The organism is Kitasatospora sp. NPDC034533 (genome assembly GCF_055575155.1).
Map to the genome: position 1 here is coordinate 38,051 of NZ_JBVITE010000001.1, position 17,669 is coordinate 55,719.

Here is a 17,669-nt window from a genome sequence, read left to right on the forward strand (position 1 = left end):
GGGTGCGGGGCCGGCGGGCAGGCAGAGGGTGCGGTCGGCGGCCGGGAAGGACGGAGCAGCTGGAGGAGACGGAGGAGACGGAGGAGGCGGAGGAGGCGGAGGAAGCGCAGGAGGGCGGTCACGGCCGGATGGCCGGCCGTCCTGGCGCCGGGTGGGGGCGGGGCCGTGGAGCTCATCCGGTCCTCCTCGGGTGCGGGCCCGGCGCGGGCGTGCCGTCACCGCGCCGCGGCCCGCCCGGGAGCACCCCGCTGCGGGCCGTACCCGGTCAGTTCACCCGGTTGCCGGGTGCGTCGCATGCGGCGGGCGCCCGGGCGGGTGACCGGCCGGTCACGGACCGGTGGTCGCCCGGCCGGGGCGTCAGCCCTGCTGCCCGGCCGTCGCTTCGGCCTTCGTCTCGGCTGTTGCCTCGGCCACCGCTTCGGCCCTCGCTTCGGCCGCCGCCTCCACCGTCGTCTCGGCCGTCGCTTCGGCGGGCCAGGCGGCGCGGCGCAGCGTGCCGCTCGCGGTCGCGGCCAGCAGCGCGACGGCGAGCAGGGCGCTGAGCGCGGCCAGTACGGTGGCGGGGGAGGAGCGGTCCAGCAGCAGGCCGGCGACGAAGCTCCCGGCGGGCATGCCGGCGGTGAGCAACGTCATGGTCGCCGCGATCACCCGGCCGCGCAGCGCGTCCGCCACCTGGCGGAAGACCAGCAGGTCGAGCATCACCCGCAGCGTCGGCACACCCGCGCCGAACACGAACAGCGCGGCGAAGACGGTGGCCGCTCCGCCGGGCAGCAGCGGCGCCAGCGGGACCGGTACGGCGCTCCAGGCGACCGCCAGCAGCAGGACGCCGGGCCCGGCCAGCCGGTGCAGCCGGGCGACCAGCGCGGCGCCCGCCAGCGCTCCGACCGCCTCGCCGGCCAGGGCCAGGCCGATCCCCGCGCTGCTGGTGCCGTGCTCGCGCAGCAGCACCATGACGGGCAGCAGCAGCGCAGCCCCGGCCAGGTTGAGCACCAGCAGGACGGCCAGCGCGCTCCGCAGCAGCGGGGAGGCGGCGAGGACGCGGAAGCCGGCCAGGGCGCTGTCCGCGGTGCGCTCGCCGGGAGCCCCGGACCGGTGCGGGCTGGGGAAGCGCACCGCGACGGCGGCGGTCGCCGCGAACAGCGAGGCGAGGGCGGCCCCGAGGAAGGGGACCGCGTGGCCGAGCCCGAACAGGAACCCGGCCAGCGGCGGTCCGGCCAGCGAGGCGCCGCTCATCCGGGCCTCGTCCTGGGCCAGCGCCTGGGACAGCTGCTCCGGCGGGACCACCGAGCGCAGCGCGAGCAGCCGGACCGGGCCGCTGTAGGCGACGGTCGCGCCGATCACGGCGGCGACCAGCAGCAGGTGGGCGAGGTTCACCGGGCCGAACGCCAGGGCCACCGGGACGCTGGCGAGGGCGAGCAGCCGGGCGGTGTCGGAGGCGATCAGCACCCGGCGGCGGTCGACCCGGTCGGCCACCGCACCGCCGTGGACGCCCAGCAGCAGGGTGGTGACCATCTGCACGGCGCCGAAGGCCCCGGCGGAGGTGGAGGAGCCGGTGAGCGCGAGGACCAGCAGGGGGAAGGCGGTGTCGCCGATCACCATGCCGAGCGTCGCGGAGGCCTGGCCGGCCCAGAGGGCCTGGAACCGCAGGTTGCGCCGCAGCGGCACGAGCGGCGACAGCGGTTCGGGTCGCGGCTCCGCCGCTTCCGCCGTTGCTGCCGCCTCCGCCGCCTCCGCCGCTCCCGTCGGTTGGTCCGTCATCTGCCCGCCCCCATCATTGCGACCGCTGTCACCATTCACGCTTGAGTGAATGATGACGAACACATGATTGATCCCACAAGGGTGAGCGCTCACCGAGGCGTGATTGCGTCGGGCGCGACCGGTCTGGAAGGGTGGGCCCGTGGTCGAGCACGCACCGGAACCCGCCGACAGCGGCGAGCAGCAGCCCGTCACCTGGGTCAAGGAGCGCCAGGTGTCCGACGTCGCGGTCCTCAAGGCCCTGGCCGACCCGTTGCGCCTGGCCATCCTCGGCGCCCTCCAGTCCTCCGGGGAGCGCCCGCTGACGGCCAAGGAGATCGCCGCCGCGCTCGACGAGCCGCAGACCAAGCTCTACCGGCACATCAAGCAGCTGGAGAAGGCCGGGCTGGTCCTGGTGGCCGGCACCCGGCTGGTCTCCGGCATCGTGGAGAGCCGCTACCGGGTCGCCCAGGCCTCGATCCGGCTGTCCCCGGGGATGTTCACCGCCGACTCGCCGGCCCGCTCCGACGCCTACGAGGCCATCGTGGCGGCGATGGACCGGGTGCGGGCCGACTTCCGCGCCAGGATCGTCGACGGGCGGCTGGACTTCGGCCGTCCGTCCGACGGCTCGGGCCGCCCGCCGCACGGGCTGTTCGCGGACTTCACGATGCGGCTCAGTCCGGAGCGGCTCGAACGCCTGCGCTCCCAACTGGCCGAAATCTTCGACGAACTGAACGAAGAAGGTCCGAGCGCGAGCGAGGATGCGCTGGACGTGACCGCCTTTACCCTGCTCTACGGTCTCCGACCGGGCACGGAATCATAAATTCCGGGTCGACTGTCAGTGCGGTGGGACACCATGTCCGGCATGTCCTACGAACTCCAGGCGCTGATAGGAACACAGGAGCTGCTGGCGGTGGCGGCGGCGGAGGTTCCCGCGGCCCGGGTGGTGCCGTTGGCGCAGGGCCTGGCGCTGATCCCCGTCACCCCCGCCGTCCTCGCCGGGCTCCAGAGCGACGGCAGCGTGCGCGAGCCGGGCGGCGGAGCCGGGTTCGGCTGGCACACGGACGGCTTCGAACTCCGGCTGGCCGCCTGGTCGAAGGCCGGCCCGATCGCCTGCGTCGAGGCCGAGTACTTCGGCGGCAGCGGCACCCAGCGCGCCGCCGTCTGGGTGGACGGCAAGATCGCCCTCGGCCCGCTCACCATCGGCGAGTTCGAACCCTCCCCGGACGAGGGCACCCCGATCTCCCGCGTCCTGCGACGGATCGGCGCGCGCACCGAGGAGGGCCGGGCCGACGAGTTCGAGACGGTCGGCCTGGGCCGGCACCGCACCACCGCCGGCTGGGCGGAACCCACCGACTGAGCCGCCGCCCACCCGCGCCGCCCCACCGACGCGAACGGCCCCGCCCCCGAACCGGGAAGCAGGGCCGCGCCGTCGTCCGTCGGACCGACCGACCGGGGTCAGCGGTAGTTCACGAACTGGATCGCGAAGTCCAGGTCCTTGCCCTTGAGCAGGGCCTGCACGGCCTGGAGGTCGTCGCGGCTCTTCGAGCTGACCCGCAGCTCGTCGCCCTGGACCTGCGCCTTGACGCCCTTCGGGCCCTCATCGCGGATGATCTTCGCGACCTTCTTCGCGTCCTCGGTGCTGATGCCCTCCTTGACGTTGGCGAAGATCTTGTACTCCTTGCCGGAGAGCTGGGGCTCGTTCGCGTCCAGCGCCTTCAGCGACAGGCCCCGCTTGACGAACTTCGTCTGGAGGATGTCGAGGACGGCGCGCACGCGCTCCTCGCCGTTCGCCTTCATCTCGATCTTCTCGCCGGAGCGGCTGATCTCGGCGCCCACGTTCTTGAAGTCGAAGCGGGTCGCGATCTCGCGGGAGGTCTGGTTGATCGCGTTGTCGACCTCCTGCCACTCGACCTTCGAGACGATGTCGAAACTGGAGTCGGCCATGGGTGTTGGTCTCCTTGATGCTCTGGCTTCACTGGCGCGGCCCGCCCACCGTGCGGCCCACGGCCCCAGCCTATCCAGCGCCACACCGGCCCCGCCCGTAGCGGCCGCCCCAGGCCTCTTGATCATCGCGTGACCTATCGAGTGGCGAAGCACCCCCCGGCATCAGGTATGGTTTACCAAGTCGAACGGGGCGAACGCCCCGGGAAACGAAAATCCTGGCTGGTTGCCCGAGCGGCCAAAGGGAGCAGACTGTAAATCTGTCGCGAAAGCTACGCAGGTTCGAACCCTGCACCAGCCACAGGATAGAGAAGGGCCCGTGACCTGCGGAAACGCAGATCACGGGCCCTTTCTCATTGAGTTGACTTGCGGACGGCGTCGGGCCCCATTTGGGTGGCTTGTCTCACTTTGCGCCACCTGAATCCCGGTGTTGACCAGCGCATACGGACCAGCTACGGACCAGGATCCGGGGTCGGCGGCGCCGGGCGGTTCCGGTTGAGCCGCTTCGAGATCAACTCGTTCGCGTACTCGACGGTGCCGTGCAAACACTTCGCGTAGACCCGGAGCATGACGGCCACGCTGTGCCCCGCCCGCCGGGCGACCTCGGTCGGGTCGACCCCGGAGTTCAGCCCGAGCGAGATCCCGGCGTGCCGCAGGTCGTACGGCCGCTTGCCGAGCTTCGTCGCGCAGTCGACCGGCGACAGCACCTCGGCGCGGGCCCGCTGCCAGACGACCCCGTACCCGCTCTCCTGCACCATGCCGTCCCGGGACGTCCGGAACAGCCGCCCGTCGGGCGCGGCGCCGAAGGCGGCGACGTGCTCCCGCAGGATCGCCACCAGCTCGGGCGGGATCGGAACGCGACGGGTCGCCTTCTCGGCCCGGTGCTTCAGCCCGCGCTTGTCGTGCGACGTCCCGTCGTCCGTCCAGGCCGAGCCGACCCGCGGTCGGGTCTCGTCCAGGACCACGTAGCCCCAGCCCTCGACCGGGAGGTGGCAGCGGGCGAGCGTGAGGAACACGGCCTCGGCCGGCCGCAGCCAGCCGTAGTAGAGGCAGGCGAAGAAGGCCCGGAGGTGGGCCCCGCGTTTCCCCTGCCGCCCGACCGCCTCGATCAGCGCCGCGGCCTGGTCCTCGTTGACCACCACACCGGGGTCGACCTCCTCCTCGGCCTCCGGCGGCTGCCACTGGACGGTCGGCAGGGGGTTGGCGGTCAGGTAGCCCTCCTCCACGGCGTAGCCGAAGAGGTGACCGAGGATGCGACGCTTGCGCAGGATGACCGAGGGGGCCGCCTTCTTGCCGTCCAGCTTCACCGCCAGGGCGTTCAGCAAGCGGCGCACCATCGGCGGCTCCTCGAAGGCGGAGACCGCCACGGACTGCTTCTGCACCCACGCCAGGGCCTTGGCCCAGTCGGCCGGCGGTTCCTCTCCCCACGCGTTGACGTTGAACGCCCAGCTGTAGAGCGCCCGGCGGACGATCCGCTTGTCCGGCATGCCGGCCTTCGACTTCACCAGCTCGAACGTAACGGTGGCGAGGGCGTCGGCCCAGGTCGTGCGGGTCTTGGCCGGAGCACCCTCCCAGCGGGCCTCGACGTACCGCCGGCCGAGCTCGTACCAGCTGATCTGCTTCTCCTTGCGCAGCTCGGAGAGCGGCAGGCCCCGGTCGACGTCGAACGGCTGCCCGTCGCGGAGTGCGGAGATCAGCTCGGACTTCCGGCCGTCGGCTGCGGTCTTGGTCAGGAAGGACTCGGAGAACTCCCGCCCCGCGACGGTCCAGCGGACCATCCAGGGCGCCCGCCGGTCCGGGCGGTGTCGGTGGTCCCAGAACTTGACCTTGTACGAGGTGGCCATCAGGCGGCGACCTCGCAGGCTTCGAGCCACGCGTTCAGGTCGGCCCGGTCGACCCGGACTTGGCCGTTGGGAAGCTTGATGAGGCGCGGCGCCTGGCCCCGGGCGCGCATCCGGTAGAAGGCGGCACGGGACATGCCGAGTTCGGCGAGCACGACGGAGAGCTTGAGCAGTTCGCGCTTGGGCATGGCGAAGTCTCCTGCTGGGATGCGGATGATGGTCGCGGAGTGCTGTTGGCCCTTTCGCGGACGGATGCGAAGGGCGGAGAGCGTCAGGAGAGTCAGGGGAAGTCACTGACCTGCGGATATGGCGCCTGCCGGAGCGTCAGGGGGTGTCAGGGCTGTCAGGGGATCTCGGTTATCCCTGACAGCCCTGACGTTCCCTGACGGCCTGTCCGGCGGTGTTTGGGCTGGTCAGGGCTTTGTCCTGACACTCCTGACGGTCAGGTGATCGTTTCCGTGTCCGTGCTGGTGCTCGCGGCCGGGTGGACACGGTAGGTGACAGCCTGAGGGCGGCCGCGCTGGCCGCCGGCCGGGGGCTGGTCGGTGCGGAGCCAGCCGTGCTGTTCGAGGAGGTTCAGGGCGGGTTCGACGTCGGCGACCTTCTTGAACCGGCGGCTGCTGGCGACGGCGTCGTGGGCCTTGATGTGGGTGCGGAAGGTGCCGTCTCTCTTCGGCCGCTGGAGCCACTGGAGGAGGGCATGGGCGTCCTCGGTGGCGGGGTCGGCGGCGATGAGGTCGAAGACGGCGAGGGTGTGGGCGGTGTAGTACTCGGCGATCTCGGCGGCGCGGTCGACGGTGGCGGCCTGGACGGGGGCGCGCCAGTCGCCGCCGACGTGGTCGGCGAGGTGGAGGAGGACCGCGATGCGGGTGATGTGGCCGACGAGCTTGCCCGCCCAGTCCTTGATGTGGGCGAGCGGTTCGTCCGGGCGGAGCTGGACCTCGAACTTCTCCTGGAGCTTCTCGACGGCGAGGTCGGCAGCCTCGGTCATCTTCACGGTGACCGGCTCGTCCAGGGCGGTGAGGGTGCGCAGGAGCGCGGACAGGCGGACGTCGTAGGTGGTGGCGACCGGCTCGGGGATGGGGGTGGTGCGGATCTTGCGGTAGCCGAGGTTGGAGGCCGGGAGGGAGTACAGGAAGCGGGCGAGCAGGCCGCGGTCGCGGGCACCGGGAGCGGCGCCGAGCTCCTGGAGGACGGCGGGCTGCGGGGTGACGCCGATGGTGAGCGCGGGCTTGTCCACCGTGGGCTGCTCGCGGGTGATCCGGTCGGCCTGGAGGCGCTCACCCTTGTGCGCCTGCAGGAACACGCCCAGGTTCGGCTTGCTGCTGTAGCGGCCCACGATGCTGTCGAACAGGTCGCCCTCGGGCGAGAGCGCGGCCAGGCAGCGGTGCACGCCGAGCTGGTGAGTGACGGTCTCCGGGGTGATATCCCCGGACAGGGTCAGCCGCGGACTTGGAGGGACGGTGATCTCCTCCGCCAGCATCCGGGCCGCCGAGATCTCGGCGACCAGGTGGGCACGGTCGAGGTCGGGGTTCTTGCGGGCCTTCGCCATGAGCGCCTCGACCTCGGCGAGCGCGGTCTCCTTGGCCGTCTCAGCCTCGATGATCCGGGCGCGGGCCTCGGCGCGGAGCTCGTCCTCGATCCGGTAGATCGGCGCGGTCATGAACGCGAACACGTCTGACTTCCGGCTGGCGGGCGGCATCGCGCACACCAGGTAGAGGTTGGACTGCTCGCGCCAGCCGGGCCGGATCTCCACGTTCACCCGGCCGCCGGCGGCGGTCGAGAGCGCGGCCAGGGCCATGGTGGCGGCCATGTCGGCCGGGGTCTGGGTGAACTCGGCCACCGCCTCCACGTACGCGCCCACCCACTTGGGCAGGGCGTGGACGGGGAACGTCGGCAGGGCGCCGTGGGAACCGAGCGGGACGGGGTCGAGCCAGGTCTCGCCGGAGGCGAGGTCCGCGAGGGCGGCGAGGGCGGCGGTGCGGACGGCGTCCAGGTCGGCCTGGTCGTCGCCGGCCATGTGGGCGAGGCGGCTGGTCGCGGTGTTGATGCGGCGCCGTTCGGCGGCCACGCGCACGATCTCAGCGTAGTACTCGCCGTTCGCGGCGGTCGGGGTCGCCTCGATGCAGGCGTGGAGGTAGCTGGGGCCGCCGACGCGCCCCAAGTCGCCCTGGGCGCGTAGGACTTCGGCCAGCAGCATCGGGTCTACAGGCCGCTCGCCGCCGGCCATGCGGGTGATGGCGCGCCAGATCGTCTCATGCGCGGGGTGGTAGAACGCGCCCGGGTCGCCGAGCTGGGCGGCGAGCACGGGGATCTGGACGGGGTCGAGCAGGGCGGCGCCGATGACGGCCTGCTCGGCGGTCTTCACCTCGGCGGGCTCGGGCCGGAACGGGATCACGTTCGGGGCGTACTCGATCACCGCTCGTCCTCGCTGGGGAGCTGGTGGTGGTCGAGCCAGGCGAACGCCGAGGTGGTCTGGGCGCGGTTGTAGACCTCGATGGCGGCGCCGGGGACGCTGCCGGGGTAGACACGGGGGCCGACGAGGCTGGCGTACAGGCGGATGCCGTGGTGGACGCAGGCCTTGGCGGCGTCGCCGTGGCGGTCGAGGATGGTCACGGCGTCGCGCGGCCCCTCGCAGGGGCTTTCGTCGCCCAGGTGGGCGGCTTCGCAGCGGAGCTGCTGCGGCGCGGGGGTGTTTCCGGGCATGCTGGAGTCCTCTGGTCTCTGGAAGGGGATCGGATGGGCCCCGCAGCAACCGGCTGTCACCCGCCAAGGTCGACGGTTGCTGCGGGGCGTTTGTGCTGTGTCGGTCAGTCGTCCTCGGGACCGCAGAGGCAGTCCTCGGGGGCGGCGCCCTGGCCGATCTGGCAGGCGCAGTAGATGAGTCCGAGCGGGGTGTCGCTGGGCTCGCCTCCGGTGCAGTGGTCGCACTCGCCCGGCGCCCAGTCGGCGGCGTCGTCCTCGTCGTAGTCGTCGTACACGGTGTTGTCCCTTCGTTGCGGGGGAGCTTTGGCTCAGTCCTCGGCCGGGGTGAGCCCGTGGCGGCGCTCCCACTCACGGGTGCAGCTGCGGACGAGGTCCCGGGTTGCCGGGTCGGGGTCGTTCTGGTGCTGCTCGATCGCGGTGGACAGCTCGGCGTCGGTGAAGTCGGGGACGGTCTTGTTCGGCCAGCGGTCGGTCATGGCAGGTGCCTTTCTTCTGGCGGGTTGGTCGGCCGGGTCGGGCGGTAGGCGCGGGCTGACCTGCGGTTCCTACCGCCCTACCGGCGTGCGGGAGGGGGCTGGGCAGGGGGAGGGGTCAGCGGTCGGGGCGGATGAGGTAGCCCGCGATGTCGGCCAGCTCGCCGAGGGTGGTGAAGGCGGCGTAGAAGCCGAGGAAGGCGAGGGAGAGGAGGGCGAGGGCGGTGGTGTAGGTCAGGACCGCGAGAAGGGCCCGGCGGGTGCGGTTCTGGCGGTGATTCATGATCGTCCTCCCCTTCTGGGGGGGCGGCCGAAGTGGGGTAGGGCGGTAGGTAGGGGGCCGGTAGGTAGGGCGGTAGGTAGGGGCTGACCTGCGGTTCCTACCGCCCTACCGGCTCCCGGGAGGGGCGTCGGGAGGGGGTGGGGGAGAGGGGTCAGGCGGACTTCTGGAGGGCCGCCGGGACGGGGCTGGGGGCGGTCTCGGGGAGGGCGTCCAGGGCCACCGCGAGACGGTTGCGCGGGCGGCCGTTGAAGCTCAGCTTCTTGCCCTCGATCAGGGCCACCCCCCGGCCCTCCAGGTGGGCCCTCAGATCGGGCACCTCCCAGCCGCCGAAGAGGCCTCGCGCCTGGCCCTCCTCCAGGACGTGGGACAGGTGTGCGGCGGTGCCCTGGTCGGACATGGCGGCGACGTACCGGATGAGGGCGTAGAGGTCGGCGTCGGCGGGGGCGTCCTGGGGCCCGGGCCCGGCCTGGTTGTCGGCGCTGTCCTGCTCGGCGGGGGAGGGGTTGTCCGCCGAAGTCCCCTCCCCGGTCCCGGTGTTGGGGGAGGTCGTGGCTGCGGCCTTCTTGGCGGGCTTCGCCTTGGCCGCCTTCTCCCGGGCGTCCTCGTCGGCCTGGGCGAGTTCGGCGGCGGCCGGGGTGTTGCCGAGGACGACGGCCACGACCACCCACAGGACGAGGACGACGGTGATGGTGGTCGGCGCGTACCGGGCGACGGGCCGGGCCAGGACGGGGGAGAAGAACGCCGCGAGGGCGAGCGCTCCCCCGACCTGCCGCCTGGTCACCTTGGCCTTCGCGATGCGTGGCCGGAGGGTCCGGATGATCAGGCGGTTGCCGAGGCCGAGCGCGGTGAGGGAGGCGCCCTCCAGGTAGCGGTGCGGCTTCATCAGGCGCCCACCGCGCCCTTGAGAACGGAGCCGATGACGGTGAGGGGCAGCGCCCAGAGCCCCTGGGCGGCGGCGTAGACGCTCGGCACGGTGGCGCCGAGCACCGAGTCTTTGACGGGGTGGGGCTTGGTGCCGAACAGCAGGAAGGTGAGGATCGCGGCGACGGCGCCGGCGCCGACGTTGCCGAACGCGTCCTGGGAGGTGAGGGCGTGGGTGAGGGCCTCGCCGACCTGGCCGGGGGCGCTGAAGGCCTGTCCGGCCCCGGCGGCGAAGGTCCCGAAGGCGATCATGAGCCAGGCGGTGTGCTCGGCCTTGTGCTTCTTGGCGAGCTTGCCCTGCTTGTCGGCCTTGCGGCTGCCGAGGATGATCCAGACGGCGATGGTCAGGCAGACGCCGCCGGAGCCGAACGAGCCGAGGAGCTGGGTGTCCATGTCGATCTCCTGACGGTCAGTGGGGGGTGGTCGAGGCGAGGGCGATCAGGGGGACGAGGCCGAGCGCGCCGACCAGGGCGGAGGCGAACGGCACCCGGACGAGGACCAGGACGGCGATGCCGACGGGGCCGCGGACCTCGGAGACCCGGACGTGGCCCCACCCGCGCATCCGCAGGTCGATGAGCCAGCCGAGGCCCGCGCCGATCGTGGCGACGCTCAGGGGCACGTGGGCGGCGAGGGTGACCAGGCCCATCTGGTAGCCCGCGATGCCGGAGGCGGCGGTGAGGACGCACCAGCGGCGGAAGCGGCGGGCGCGCTCGGAGTGGGGCTGACGCCACAGCACGGAGGCCCGGCGCTCGCGGGTGACCTGGTCGGCGTGGAGCCGGGCCTGCTCGGCGCGGAGCCGTTCTTCGCGCTCCTCCGGGGTCTCCTCCGCCTCGATCCGCCGGAGGGTCTCCTCACGCCGGAGGCGGGCCTGCTCGGCGTGCTCCTCCGGGGTCATGCTGATCATGTCGCGGATGCTCTGGAAGGCGGAGGTCCGCGGCGCGTCCTCGACGTCCTCGGCGGCCTGGTCCTCCTCGGAGGCCTGCTCGTCGGCCTGCTCCTGGTCGTCGTCCTCGGTGGCCTGATCCTCGGTGGCGCCGGCGGAGTCGGTCTTGCGGAGGTCGACGTAGACGGGCTCGGCGGTGAACCGTGGCAGCGGCGCGGATCCGGCGGATTCGGCGGAAGCGCGCTGCGGGCTCCACGGCCCGCTCTTGCGCCACCACTCGGCCACGGGCGTGGGGATGCCGGCGGTGGGCGGCTTGTTCGGGGGAGGGGGGATGGTCATCGCCGCCACCCCCGGCCCCGGCGGGCGAGGAGGCTGGTGGCGTAGCAGGCCAGGGCGAGGTCGATGACCCAGAACGCCCAGCACAGCAGCATGGAGATCACGGTCTGTTCCCTCTCGGGGGGTCGGGCCCGGCCGGAGCCGGGCCCCTCGGGTGAGGCAGGAGGACCGCGACCGGGCGCGGGGCCGGGTCGCGGGGTCGAACTCCTGGTCAGCGGCGCGGGCTTCGAGGGTCAGACCTCGTCGCAGCGCATCCCGTAGCAGTCGGAGCAGATCGGGATGATCCACTCCTCGTTGTTGACGTCCTTGGCGAACGGGTCCGCACAGATCTCGACGTCGTCGGTCGTGCCGCAGAAGAGGCAGCTGTCCATGGTGGGTCCTTGGTTTTAGGCCGCGAGGGCGGCGTGGTCAGCGCAGGTCAGGCAGGTGCCGAGGTGCGCGGACAGGTGCGGCGGACAGGGCCCGGCGGCTCTCCGTGGCCCGGAGTTGGGGCCGGGCCGCGGGGCTACTCGTCGCCCGGGTCGGGCAGGTCGAAGTAGACGACCAGGGTGACCGGGGCGCCGGCGTGGGTGGTGCCGGCGATGAGCCAGCCGGTCAGCTCGTACCGGCCGCTGTCGACGTCGGCGGGATCGATCCCCAGGGCCTCGCGCCACTGCTCGAAGCCGGCCATGTCGTCGTTCAGTACCAGCTCCACGCCCCAGTGCGTCGGGCGGTCGTCGCCGCCGCGGCGGACGAGGTTCAGCCTCACGTGCGGCTCGGGCAGGGTGGTGTGGGCGCTGAGGACGGAGAGCAGGGCGCTGGCGGCGGTGAGCTGAGGGGCTCCGGCCGGGTACTCGGGGGTGGTCACTGTGCGTTCTCCTCGCCGGGGTGGGTGCGCTCGGCCTCGACGGCGGCGCGCAGGCGGACGGCGGTCTCGTTGCGGCAGCCGAGCAGCGCGCGGACCTTGCGGGTCGACAACTCCTCGCCGGCGGCGGCGAGGTCGGCGGCCAGCACCCGGACCCGGGCCAGATCGACGGGGTCCAGCGGCCGTTCCCCGGGCGGGGCGGAAGCGTTCCCGCCGCCGTCGGCCGGGGGCTCGTTCGCGGACTCGGTCGGGTTCGGTGCGGGCACGGTCGACCCTGTTCCGTAAAGGGCTTCGAGCGCTTCCGTCGTGATCGGGGAAGCGTTCCGCAGGCCGCCGGGAACGGTGTCGAGATAGACGCTGTCCGGCGGTCCGGAGGGCAGCGGGAGGGTGAGGGCGGGGAACGGGTCGTCGGGCATCCCCGGCCACAGATCCGCCGGTGCGGGAAGCGCGCTCAGCTCCGCCACGCGGGCGCGGGCGTTGAGCCGCTGGGCCAGCAGCTCGGCGGTCAGCCCGGGGGCGGTGACGCCGTGGACGTACTCCCACGCGATCCGCCACGCCTCGTCCGCCGACAACGCTCCGTAAGCGGCGGCGGACAGCAGACGGTCCGCGACCTCGCGCACCTGCGGGTGGTGCTCGGCGCGTCGGCGGGCGTGTTCGGCGCGCTCCTTGGCCGTCTTCTTCTCGGCCGTGGTCGGGCCCCGGCCGCCGTGGGTCTGGAGATCGGTCAGCCAGACGGCACCGATGCTGGACAGAGCCAGCACGAACGCCACCCAGTGGTGCTGCGGGTACTGCGTCCAGCCGTGGGCGAAGTTGATCCCGGCGGCCACGCCACCGGCCGCCCAGGCGCCGAGGCGGTAGGTGTGGGTGGAGCGCTCGCCCTCGGCCTGGGCGCCCATGGCAACCAGTGCCCACGCGCCGCCTTCCAGCATGGCGGCCAGCAGCACCGCGAGCACCATCGCGACCTTGGCGTGGTCGAGCGCGGCGACCTGGGAGACCACGGCCGGGACGATCGAGCAGGCCTGCACCAGGCGGACGAACGCCCGCGCGGGGTTGGCCGCGACCCAGCCGGTGACCCGGCCGAAGCGCGCGGCCCGCGCCGCGCGGCGCCGGTTCCTGGCCTGCTCGGCATCGCGCTGGTCGGCCTGACGCCGAAGGCGGGCGGCCTCGGCGTCCAGACGGCGCTGTTCGCGTTCCTCGCGCCGGTCCGCCCGGTCATCGGCACGGTCGGCCCGGCGGTCTTCGCGCCGCTCGGCGCGGTAGTCGTTCAGTCCGCGCACGGGGTACCTCCGGGAATCTCGGCGGTGATCAGGGGCTGGGCGGCTTCCCGGGTGGTGCGGGCGGCCTCGGCGGCGGCGGCCGCGGCGATCCGGGCGGCTTCGGCGGCGGCCACGGCCCGCTCCGCGTCCGCGCGGGCGTCGGCGGTCACGACGCCACCTCCGGGCGGCTGGACAGGAGGGTGAACCCGGCGGCCTCGGCGGCCTGCTCCTCCGTCAGCCGCCCGCGCTCGTTCAGTGCGTCGGCGACCCGGCAGACCTGCTCCCACAGCGAGTCGAGCAGGGCGTCCGTGTCGTCGTGGAGTGCGGCGAGGTCCCGGTGCGGGTCGGTGCCGGTGCCGTAGGTGAGGCCGTCGGGGTGGAGGCTTCGGGCGGTGTGGTCGATGAGGGCCCGGTCGGAGGCGGCGAGGCGCTCGACCACCCAGGCGCGGACCGGGGTCCACAGCCCCCGCTCGCGCAGCCAGCGGTCCTCGGCCCGCTCCCCGGCGGCGGCGAGGAGCATCACGGAGTACGCCGGCGCGGTGAAACCTCCGACGATCTCGACGTAGCCGGCGGAGCCGAGCTTGCCCGCGTTGTGGCCGAGGTCGTCGGCGACCTGCACGGACGTGAACCGCAGGCCGAGGTGGAGCGCGAGGACGGCGTGTCCGGCCTCGTGGACGGCGATCTTCTCGCGCAGCAGATGGTCCGGCAGGTCGAGGATGCGGTAGGCGGTGGTCGGGAAGGTGATCGGCGGCTTCGGGTGGCGGGTGATCGCCCCGGACTCGTCGTCCAGGTGCCAGGCCGAACTGATGGTGGTGGTCACGCGGCCACCCGCTCGACGCTGGCGGTGCGGCGGATGACGGCCGGGCGCCGCAGCGGCACCGGCGCGATGGCCAGCAGGCGCTCGGCGTAGGCGGCCAGCTCCGGGTCCTCCCGGCGCAGGTCCGTGACGATGTCCTCGGCCGCGTCGATCCGGGCCTCGCGCTCGGCCTCGTCCTCGCCGGGCATGCCGGTGAACAACCGGGTGAACTCCGAGTCCACGGCGAGACCGAGCGCCAGCTCGGCGAACTCGTCTTCGTTCAAGGCCATTTGGCCTGCAACAATCGACCTCACGGGTCTACCTCCTCTCTCGTAGGGGGCGGGCCTGAGGGCCGCCGCGCGTTCCTTGGCCGGAGCGCGGCGGCCCGTTTGATGTGGGCCCAGCCACTCGTGGTGCACGAGTAGCCATGGCCACGGCCCAGCCGCGAAGCGGAAGGGCCGGGCCAAAGTCACTCGTTCACGCAGACGGGCCCGTATCGCCGAAGCGGGCAGGGCCCGTGATGCCGCCTTTTCGGGATGTACTCCCAGGCATGGGCGGCGTTGACCTTTCGGTCTCTAGCCATCCGGACTGCCAAGGCGCCGGTTGCCTCGGCCCGATCTGTCCCGGGCCCCTTCGCCCTGGACACGGCGGCAGCCGGCCATTCACGGGCGCATTCGTGCAGGTCAGAGCAGCCCAAAGAAGGCCCCTCTGTGCCGCCCCTGTCTCACTCGGTGCGACACGCACAACATAGACAACCTGCTTAGGCAGGTCAAGAGAGTTGGGTTTCTCGCGCCTGTTGGGCACCTCCCCTAGCATTGGTCCATGGCCCTAGACCCGGATGACTCTCGCCCCCCGTATCAGCAGGTCGGCAGCTCTCTGCGGGCCTCGATCCTCACGAAGAAGCCGGGCTTCGAGACCGGCGACAAGCTGCCCTCCGGCCCCGAGCTGGCGAAGCACTTCGGCGTGGCGCGCGGCACGGTGGACAAGGCGCTCGACCTGCTCCGCACCGAGGGGCTGATCGTGACCCGGCAGGGGAGCGGCTCGTTCGTTCGGGAGCGCACCTCGCGTCCGGTCGGGCTGCGGCCGCACCTCGAAGCGGCCTTCGAGCAGCAGCAGGTGACGCTCGACTTCGCCGGCTTCTCCAGCGAGACGCTGCACAACGCGCTGCAGGAGCCGCTCGACAAGGTCCGCTCCGGGCGGCTGGCGCCGGAGTCCATCACGGTCCGGCTGCTTCTGCCGGACACCACGGCGCCGATGGCCGTGCCGGTCCTGGTCGACGGCCTCCAGGACGAGGCCGCCCTCCGGCAGCGCGCCCGCAACATCGCGCTGACGAACGCCGGCGGGATCGCGCACTCGGTGGAGATGCTGGCCGAGCTGGGCCTGGTCCAGAAGGCGAGCGTCCAGGTCAAGGTGCACCGGGCGTCCAGCCTGTTCAAGCTGTACATCCTGAACCGCTCGGAGGCCTTCTTCGGCTTCTACCCGCTCCGCGAGCGCACCGTGGCGATCGACGACACCGCCCACACCTTCTACGACGTGACCGGCAAGGACACCACCCTGTTCCACCACGCCGCCGGCCCGGACGACGCCTCGCTCGGATCGCAGTACGTCCAGCAGGCCCAGATGTGGTTCGACAGCGTGTGGAGCACGATCGCGTACGAGCGGCAGCCATGATCGCGACCCCTCGGCAACTCGCCGATGTGCTACGGCCGGTGAAGCACGTGCTCTTCGACTTCGACGGGCCGGTCTGCTCGGTCTTCGCCGGCCTCCCGGCTCCGGAGGTCGCACGGCGCCTCCTGGAGGGCCTGCTAGCCGCGGGCGAGCAGGCCCCGGCCGGGGCGGAGGAGGAGAACGACCCGCTCGCCCTGCTCCGGCTGATCTCGGATGCCCGGCCCGACCTCACGGAGAGCACGGACGCAGCGCTGGCTGCGCTGGAGACTGAAGCTGTCCGGGCCGCTCGCCCGACCCCGGGCGGAGAATCGGTTCTCCATGCGTGTGCCCGCTCCGGCCGCCTGGTCTCCGTGGTCAGCAACAACGCGAGCGCGGCCATCACGGCCTACCTCGCCGAGCACGGCCTCAGCGACTACGTAGCCGGCGTCTTCGGGCGCACCCCCGGCGACCCCTCCTCCATGAAGCCGAACCCGCGCCTCCTGTTTGAAGCCATGGAAGCCGCAGGTACCGGGCCCGAGCACTGCATCTTCATCGGCGACGCGGCCCGCGACGTCGAGGCTGGAGAGGCCGCCGGCATCCCAACGATCGGCTACGCAAACAAGCCAGGGAAAGACAGCAAGTTGGCCGCAGCCGGCGCAATCTTCGTTGTGGAATCCATGCAGGACGTCGCCAACTCGTTGGCGTGATGGGGGCGAAAGAATCCCGGGAAAGCAGCTGCGGATGCCTGCCCGGGATTCCTTTTAAGCGGCCCTTACGGCCCCAGAGATGAACCAGTTGACTAGCGTTACCGACAGAACAACAGCACTTTCCGCTTCCTGTTGGGTAACGTTCAATGGGGCGTTGATATCTGGGTCGACGTGGCGAGAGTACTCATTTGTCCAGAGCATTTGCAGCATCCCCAGGAGGACGAGCCTCGGCTCTACTGTCGAGTCAACCTTGAATGAGAAGATCCACTTTTCCGGCTTTGACTTGAATGCCGAGATCATTTTTCCGAGCGTTGGAATTGAGTCATTCGGCGAAATGACCGGGGATGCTGCAGATTCGACGGCTCGGACGGCATACCTGTAAGCGGCGGAAGGGTCGCGCGACATTGAGAATGCATGCTTCCAGGCGTCTGCGAGGAGGGTGCCGGCTCGGGGGTCAAGTGCGGCGGTTTGCTCTGCGGCAAGCTGCACTGTCGGGTCTAGGCGTTCCACGAGGCCGGGCTTCCCTGAGGCGGTCCCGACTCGCCATGCGCTCGCGGATTCTTCCAAAAGGGATTCAAGTCTAGCGCACGCCGCGTCGCCAGGATTCAACTCGGAAAGCTCAAGATCAACTGCCGAAAGGAAAGCCTCGCTGTTGCCATAGAGGGTGCCTCGGAGTAGTTCAAGGCCCCGCTCCCTGTCGGTGTGGTTTGATCCTGATCCGGGCCAGCTCACATTGATTCGCATCATCCGCTCGATTCGGCGAATCTTTTCAGGGTCCGGTGAGTTGTATACGCGGCCTGCGGTCCTGAGAGAGCCTTGCTCTGTGTAGCGTCTCTGAAGTCGACCGGAAAGCCATTTCCAGAGCGACTCTTGTAGCCATGTCGGGACGCCGTCGTGAAGTCTCACGAATTCGTGCTGGCCAGCCTCGCTGCGGCGCGCAAAAAAAGGCTTCCACTCGCTCGAACTTGCCACCATTGCCCCAAGGTTGCCCAGGCTTGATTCCGCACTATGGGGAGTAGCGTAGACCTCGGCGAGCCGGGGTGCATCCAATTTGACCGTCGCCGCTGTGGGTGGGCAGTCCCGGTAGCTCGCTGTCCAGGTAGCGGTGCGGGGTCGATCATGATCCGGACCAGGGGCGGACCAGATCCGGTCTGTGATCAAGATCTCGCAGGTCAGAGCGCTCCTGGCCAGCGGCCTGTAAATCTGTCGCGAAAGCTACGCAGGTTCGAACCCTGCACCAGCCACAGGATGGAGAACAGCCCCCGATCTGCGGAAACGCGGATCGGGGGCTGTTCTGT

General features: G+C 71.5%; 23 protein-coding genes and 1 tRNA gene. 5 read left to right on the forward strand and 19 right to left on the reverse strand.

Annotated features, from left to right (window positions below; genetic code table 11):
* Positions 1-357: 357 nt before the first annotated feature.
* A complete protein-coding gene (locus ACZ55U_RS00185; RefSeq protein WP_465520793.1) occupies positions 358-1,758 on the reverse strand; it encodes an MFS transporter in 1,401 nt (466 codons plus the stop codon).
* Between the two features lie 139 nt (positions 1,759-1,897).
* On the opposite strand from ACZ55U_RS00185, the gene ACZ55U_RS00190 reads away from it, so the two are divergent.
* A complete protein-coding gene (locus ACZ55U_RS00190; RefSeq protein WP_465520795.1) occupies positions 1,898-2,557 on the forward strand; it encodes an ArsR/SmtB family transcription factor in 660 nt (219 codons plus the stop codon).
* A 42-nt stretch (positions 2,558-2,599) separates the two neighbouring features.
* Positions 2,600-3,094 carry a hypothetical protein gene (locus ACZ55U_RS00195; RefSeq protein ID WP_465520797.1) on the forward strand — a complete coding sequence of 165 codons (495 nt, stop codon included), beginning with the start codon at positions 2,600-2,602 and terminating at the stop codon, positions 3,092-3,094.
* A 98-nt stretch (positions 3,095-3,192) separates the two neighbouring features.
* Here the strand turns inward: ACZ55U_RS00195 and ACZ55U_RS00200 are convergent, their stop codons facing one another.
* Positions 3,193-3,681: a YajQ family cyclic di-GMP-binding protein gene (locus ACZ55U_RS00200; protein ID WP_465520799.1), complete on the reverse strand. Its 489-nt coding sequence runs from the start codon at positions 3,679-3,681 to the stop codon at positions 3,193-3,195.
* A 217-nt stretch (positions 3,682-3,898) separates the two neighbouring features.
* Here ACZ55U_RS00200 and ACZ55U_RS00205 point away from each other — a divergent pair.
* Positions 3,899-3,979: transfer RNA gene (locus ACZ55U_RS00205), tRNA-Tyr, on the forward strand.
* Between the two features lie 151 nt (positions 3,980-4,130).
* Here the strand turns inward: ACZ55U_RS00205 and ACZ55U_RS00210 are convergent.
* The 16 genes from ACZ55U_RS00210 to ACZ55U_RS00285 form a co-directional block, all read right to left on the reverse strand.
* Entirely contained in the window at positions 4,131-5,522 is a 1,392-nt protein-coding gene (locus ACZ55U_RS00210; protein WP_465520801.1) for a tyrosine-type recombinase/integrase, read from the reverse strand.
* Positions 5,522-5,707, reverse strand: a complete 186-nt coding sequence (locus tag ACZ55U_RS00215; RefSeq protein ID WP_465520803.1) for a helix-turn-helix transcriptional regulator — start codon at positions 5,705-5,707, stop codon at positions 5,522-5,524. Before ACZ55U_RS00215 ends, ACZ55U_RS00210 begins: the two co-directional genes overlap by 1 nt.
* Positions 5,708-5,961: 254 nt before the next feature.
* Positions 5,962-7,938: a YfjI family protein gene (locus ACZ55U_RS00220; protein ID WP_465520805.1), complete on the reverse strand. Its 1,977-nt coding sequence runs from the start codon at positions 7,936-7,938 to the stop codon at positions 5,962-5,964.
* A complete protein-coding gene (locus ACZ55U_RS00225; protein WP_465520807.1) occupies positions 7,935-8,225 on the reverse strand; it encodes a hypothetical protein in 291 nt (96 codons plus the stop codon). The genes ACZ55U_RS00220 and ACZ55U_RS00225 overlap by 4 nt, the downstream gene beginning before the upstream one ends.
* A gap of 104 nt (positions 8,226-8,329) precedes the next feature.
* Positions 8,330-8,500: a hypothetical protein gene (locus ACZ55U_RS00230; RefSeq protein ID WP_465520809.1), complete on the reverse strand. Its 171-nt coding sequence runs from the start codon at positions 8,498-8,500 to the stop codon at positions 8,330-8,332.
* 33 nt (positions 8,501-8,533) lie between these two features.
* Complete coding sequence (locus ACZ55U_RS00235) at positions 8,534-8,701, reverse strand: hypothetical protein (RefSeq protein WP_465520811.1); 168 nt, start codon at positions 8,699-8,701, stop codon at positions 8,534-8,536.
* Between the two features lie 115 nt (positions 8,702-8,816).
* Positions 8,817-8,981 carry a hypothetical protein gene (locus ACZ55U_RS00240; RefSeq protein ID WP_465520813.1) on the reverse strand — a complete coding sequence of 55 codons (165 nt, stop codon included), beginning with the start codon at positions 8,979-8,981 and terminating at the stop codon, positions 8,817-8,819.
* A gap of 151 nt (positions 8,982-9,132) precedes the next feature.
* Positions 9,133-9,864, reverse strand: a complete 732-nt coding sequence (locus ACZ55U_RS00245; RefSeq protein WP_465520815.1) for a hypothetical protein — start codon at positions 9,862-9,864, stop codon at positions 9,133-9,135.
* Positions 9,864-10,295, reverse strand: coding sequence for a hypothetical protein (locus tag ACZ55U_RS00250; RefSeq protein ID WP_465520817.1), 432 nt, complete (start codon positions 10,293-10,295; stop codon positions 9,864-9,866). The genes ACZ55U_RS00245 and ACZ55U_RS00250 overlap by 1 nt, the downstream gene beginning before the upstream one ends.
* Before the next feature lie 16 nt (positions 10,296-10,311).
* On the reverse strand, positions 10,312-11,124 hold the full coding sequence (locus tag ACZ55U_RS00255; RefSeq protein ID WP_465520819.1) for a hypothetical protein: 813 nt from the start codon (positions 11,122-11,124) through the stop codon (positions 10,312-10,314).
* Positions 11,125-11,354: 230 nt separating this feature from the next.
* Positions 11,355-11,492 carry a hypothetical protein gene (locus ACZ55U_RS00260; protein ID WP_465520821.1) on the reverse strand — a complete coding sequence of 46 codons (138 nt, stop codon included), beginning with the start codon at positions 11,490-11,492 and terminating at the stop codon, positions 11,355-11,357.
* 134 nt (positions 11,493-11,626) lie between these two features.
* On the reverse strand, positions 11,627-11,968 hold the full coding sequence (locus ACZ55U_RS00265) for a hypothetical protein (RefSeq protein ID WP_465520823.1): 342 nt from the start codon (positions 11,966-11,968) through the stop codon (positions 11,627-11,629).
* Entirely contained in the window at positions 11,965-13,242 is a 1,278-nt protein-coding gene (locus ACZ55U_RS00270; protein WP_465520825.1) for a hypothetical protein, read from the reverse strand. The genes ACZ55U_RS00265 and ACZ55U_RS00270 overlap by 4 nt, the downstream gene beginning before the upstream one ends.
* On the reverse strand, positions 13,230-13,391 hold the full coding sequence (locus tag ACZ55U_RS00275; protein WP_465520827.1) for a hypothetical protein: 162 nt from the start codon (positions 13,389-13,391) through the stop codon (positions 13,230-13,232). The genes ACZ55U_RS00270 and ACZ55U_RS00275 overlap by 13 nt, the downstream gene beginning before the upstream one ends.
* Entirely contained in the window at positions 13,388-14,041 is a 654-nt protein-coding gene (locus ACZ55U_RS00280) for a hypothetical protein (protein WP_465520829.1), read from the reverse strand. The genes ACZ55U_RS00275 and ACZ55U_RS00280 overlap by 4 nt, the downstream gene beginning before the upstream one ends.
* Complete coding sequence (locus tag ACZ55U_RS00285; protein ID WP_465520831.1) at positions 14,038-14,307, reverse strand: hypothetical protein; 270 nt, start codon at positions 14,305-14,307, stop codon at positions 14,038-14,040. The genes ACZ55U_RS00280 and ACZ55U_RS00285 overlap by 4 nt, the downstream gene beginning before the upstream one ends.
* Before the next feature lie 532 nt (positions 14,308-14,839).
* On the opposite strand from ACZ55U_RS00285, the gene ACZ55U_RS00290 reads away from it, so the two are divergent.
* Positions 14,840-15,688 carry a GntR family transcriptional regulator gene (locus tag ACZ55U_RS00290; protein ID WP_380533194.1) on the forward strand — a complete coding sequence of 283 codons (849 nt, stop codon included), beginning with the start codon at positions 14,840-14,842 and terminating at the stop codon, positions 15,686-15,688.
* Positions 15,685-16,371 carry an HAD family hydrolase gene (locus ACZ55U_RS00295; protein WP_465520833.1) on the forward strand — a complete coding sequence of 229 codons (687 nt, stop codon included), beginning with the start codon at positions 15,685-15,687 and terminating at the stop codon, positions 16,369-16,371. Before ACZ55U_RS00290 ends, ACZ55U_RS00295 begins: the two co-directional genes overlap by 4 nt.
* A 54-nt stretch (positions 16,372-16,425) precedes the next feature.
* On the opposite strand, the gene ACZ55U_RS00300 is transcribed toward ACZ55U_RS00295, so the two are convergent.
* On the reverse strand, positions 16,426-17,277 hold the full coding sequence (locus tag ACZ55U_RS00300; RefSeq protein ID WP_465520835.1) for a hypothetical protein: 852 nt from the start codon (positions 17,275-17,277) through the stop codon (positions 16,426-16,428).
* Positions 17,278-17,669: the final 392 nt, after the last annotated feature.

Bases quoted from the DNA above. Each gene is read 5' to 3' on its own strand.
- ACZ55U_RS00185 (WP_465520793.1), bottom strand. From the start codon at position 1,758: ATGACGGACCAACCGACGGGAGCGGCGGAGGCGGCGGAGGCGGCAGCA.
- ACZ55U_RS00195 (WP_465520797.1), top strand. From the start codon at position 2,600: ATGTCCTACGAACTCCAGGCGCTGATAGGAACACAGGAGCTGCTGGCG.
- ACZ55U_RS00200 (WP_465520799.1), bottom strand. From the start codon at position 3,681: ATGGCCGACTCCAGTTTCGACATCGTCTCGAAGGTCGAGTGGCAGGAG.
- ACZ55U_RS00210 (WP_465520801.1), bottom strand. From the start codon at position 5,522: ATGGCCACCTCGTACAAGGTCAAGTTCTGGGACCACCGACACCGCCCG.
- ACZ55U_RS00215 (WP_465520803.1), bottom strand. From the start codon at position 5,707: ATGCCCAAGCGCGAACTGCTCAAGCTCTCCGTCGTGCTCGCCGAACTC.
- ACZ55U_RS00225 (WP_465520807.1), bottom strand. From the start codon at position 8,225: ATGCCCGGAAACACCCCCGCGCCGCAGCAGCTCCGCTGCGAAGCCGCC.
- ACZ55U_RS00235 (WP_465520811.1), bottom strand. From the start codon at position 8,701: ATGACCGACCGCTGGCCGAACAAGACCGTCCCCGACTTCACCGACGCC.
- ACZ55U_RS00240 (WP_465520813.1), bottom strand. From the start codon at position 8,981: ATGAATCACCGCCAGAACCGCACCCGCCGGGCCCTTCTCGCGGTCCTG.
- ACZ55U_RS00245 (WP_465520815.1), bottom strand. From the start codon at position 9,864: ATGAAGCCGCACCGCTACCTGGAGGGCGCCTCCCTCACCGCGCTCGGC.
- ACZ55U_RS00250 (WP_465520817.1), bottom strand. From the start codon at position 10,295: ATGGACACCCAGCTCCTCGGCTCGTTCGGCTCCGGCGGCGTCTGCCTG.
- ACZ55U_RS00255 (WP_465520819.1), bottom strand. From the start codon at position 11,124: ATGACCATCCCCCCTCCCCCGAACAAGCCGCCCACCGCCGGCATCCCC.
- ACZ55U_RS00260 (WP_465520821.1), bottom strand. From the start codon at position 11,492: ATGGACAGCTGCCTCTTCTGCGGCACGACCGACGACGTCGAGATCTGT.
- ACZ55U_RS00285 (WP_465520831.1), bottom strand. From the start codon at position 14,307: ATGGCCTTGAACGAAGACGAGTTCGCCGAGCTGGCGCTCGGTCTCGCC.
- ACZ55U_RS00290 (WP_380533194.1), top strand. From the start codon at position 14,840: ATGGCCCTAGACCCGGATGACTCTCGCCCCCCGTATCAGCAGGTCGGC.
- ACZ55U_RS00295 (WP_465520833.1), top strand. From the start codon at position 15,685: ATGATCGCGACCCCTCGGCAACTCGCCGATGTGCTACGGCCGGTGAAG.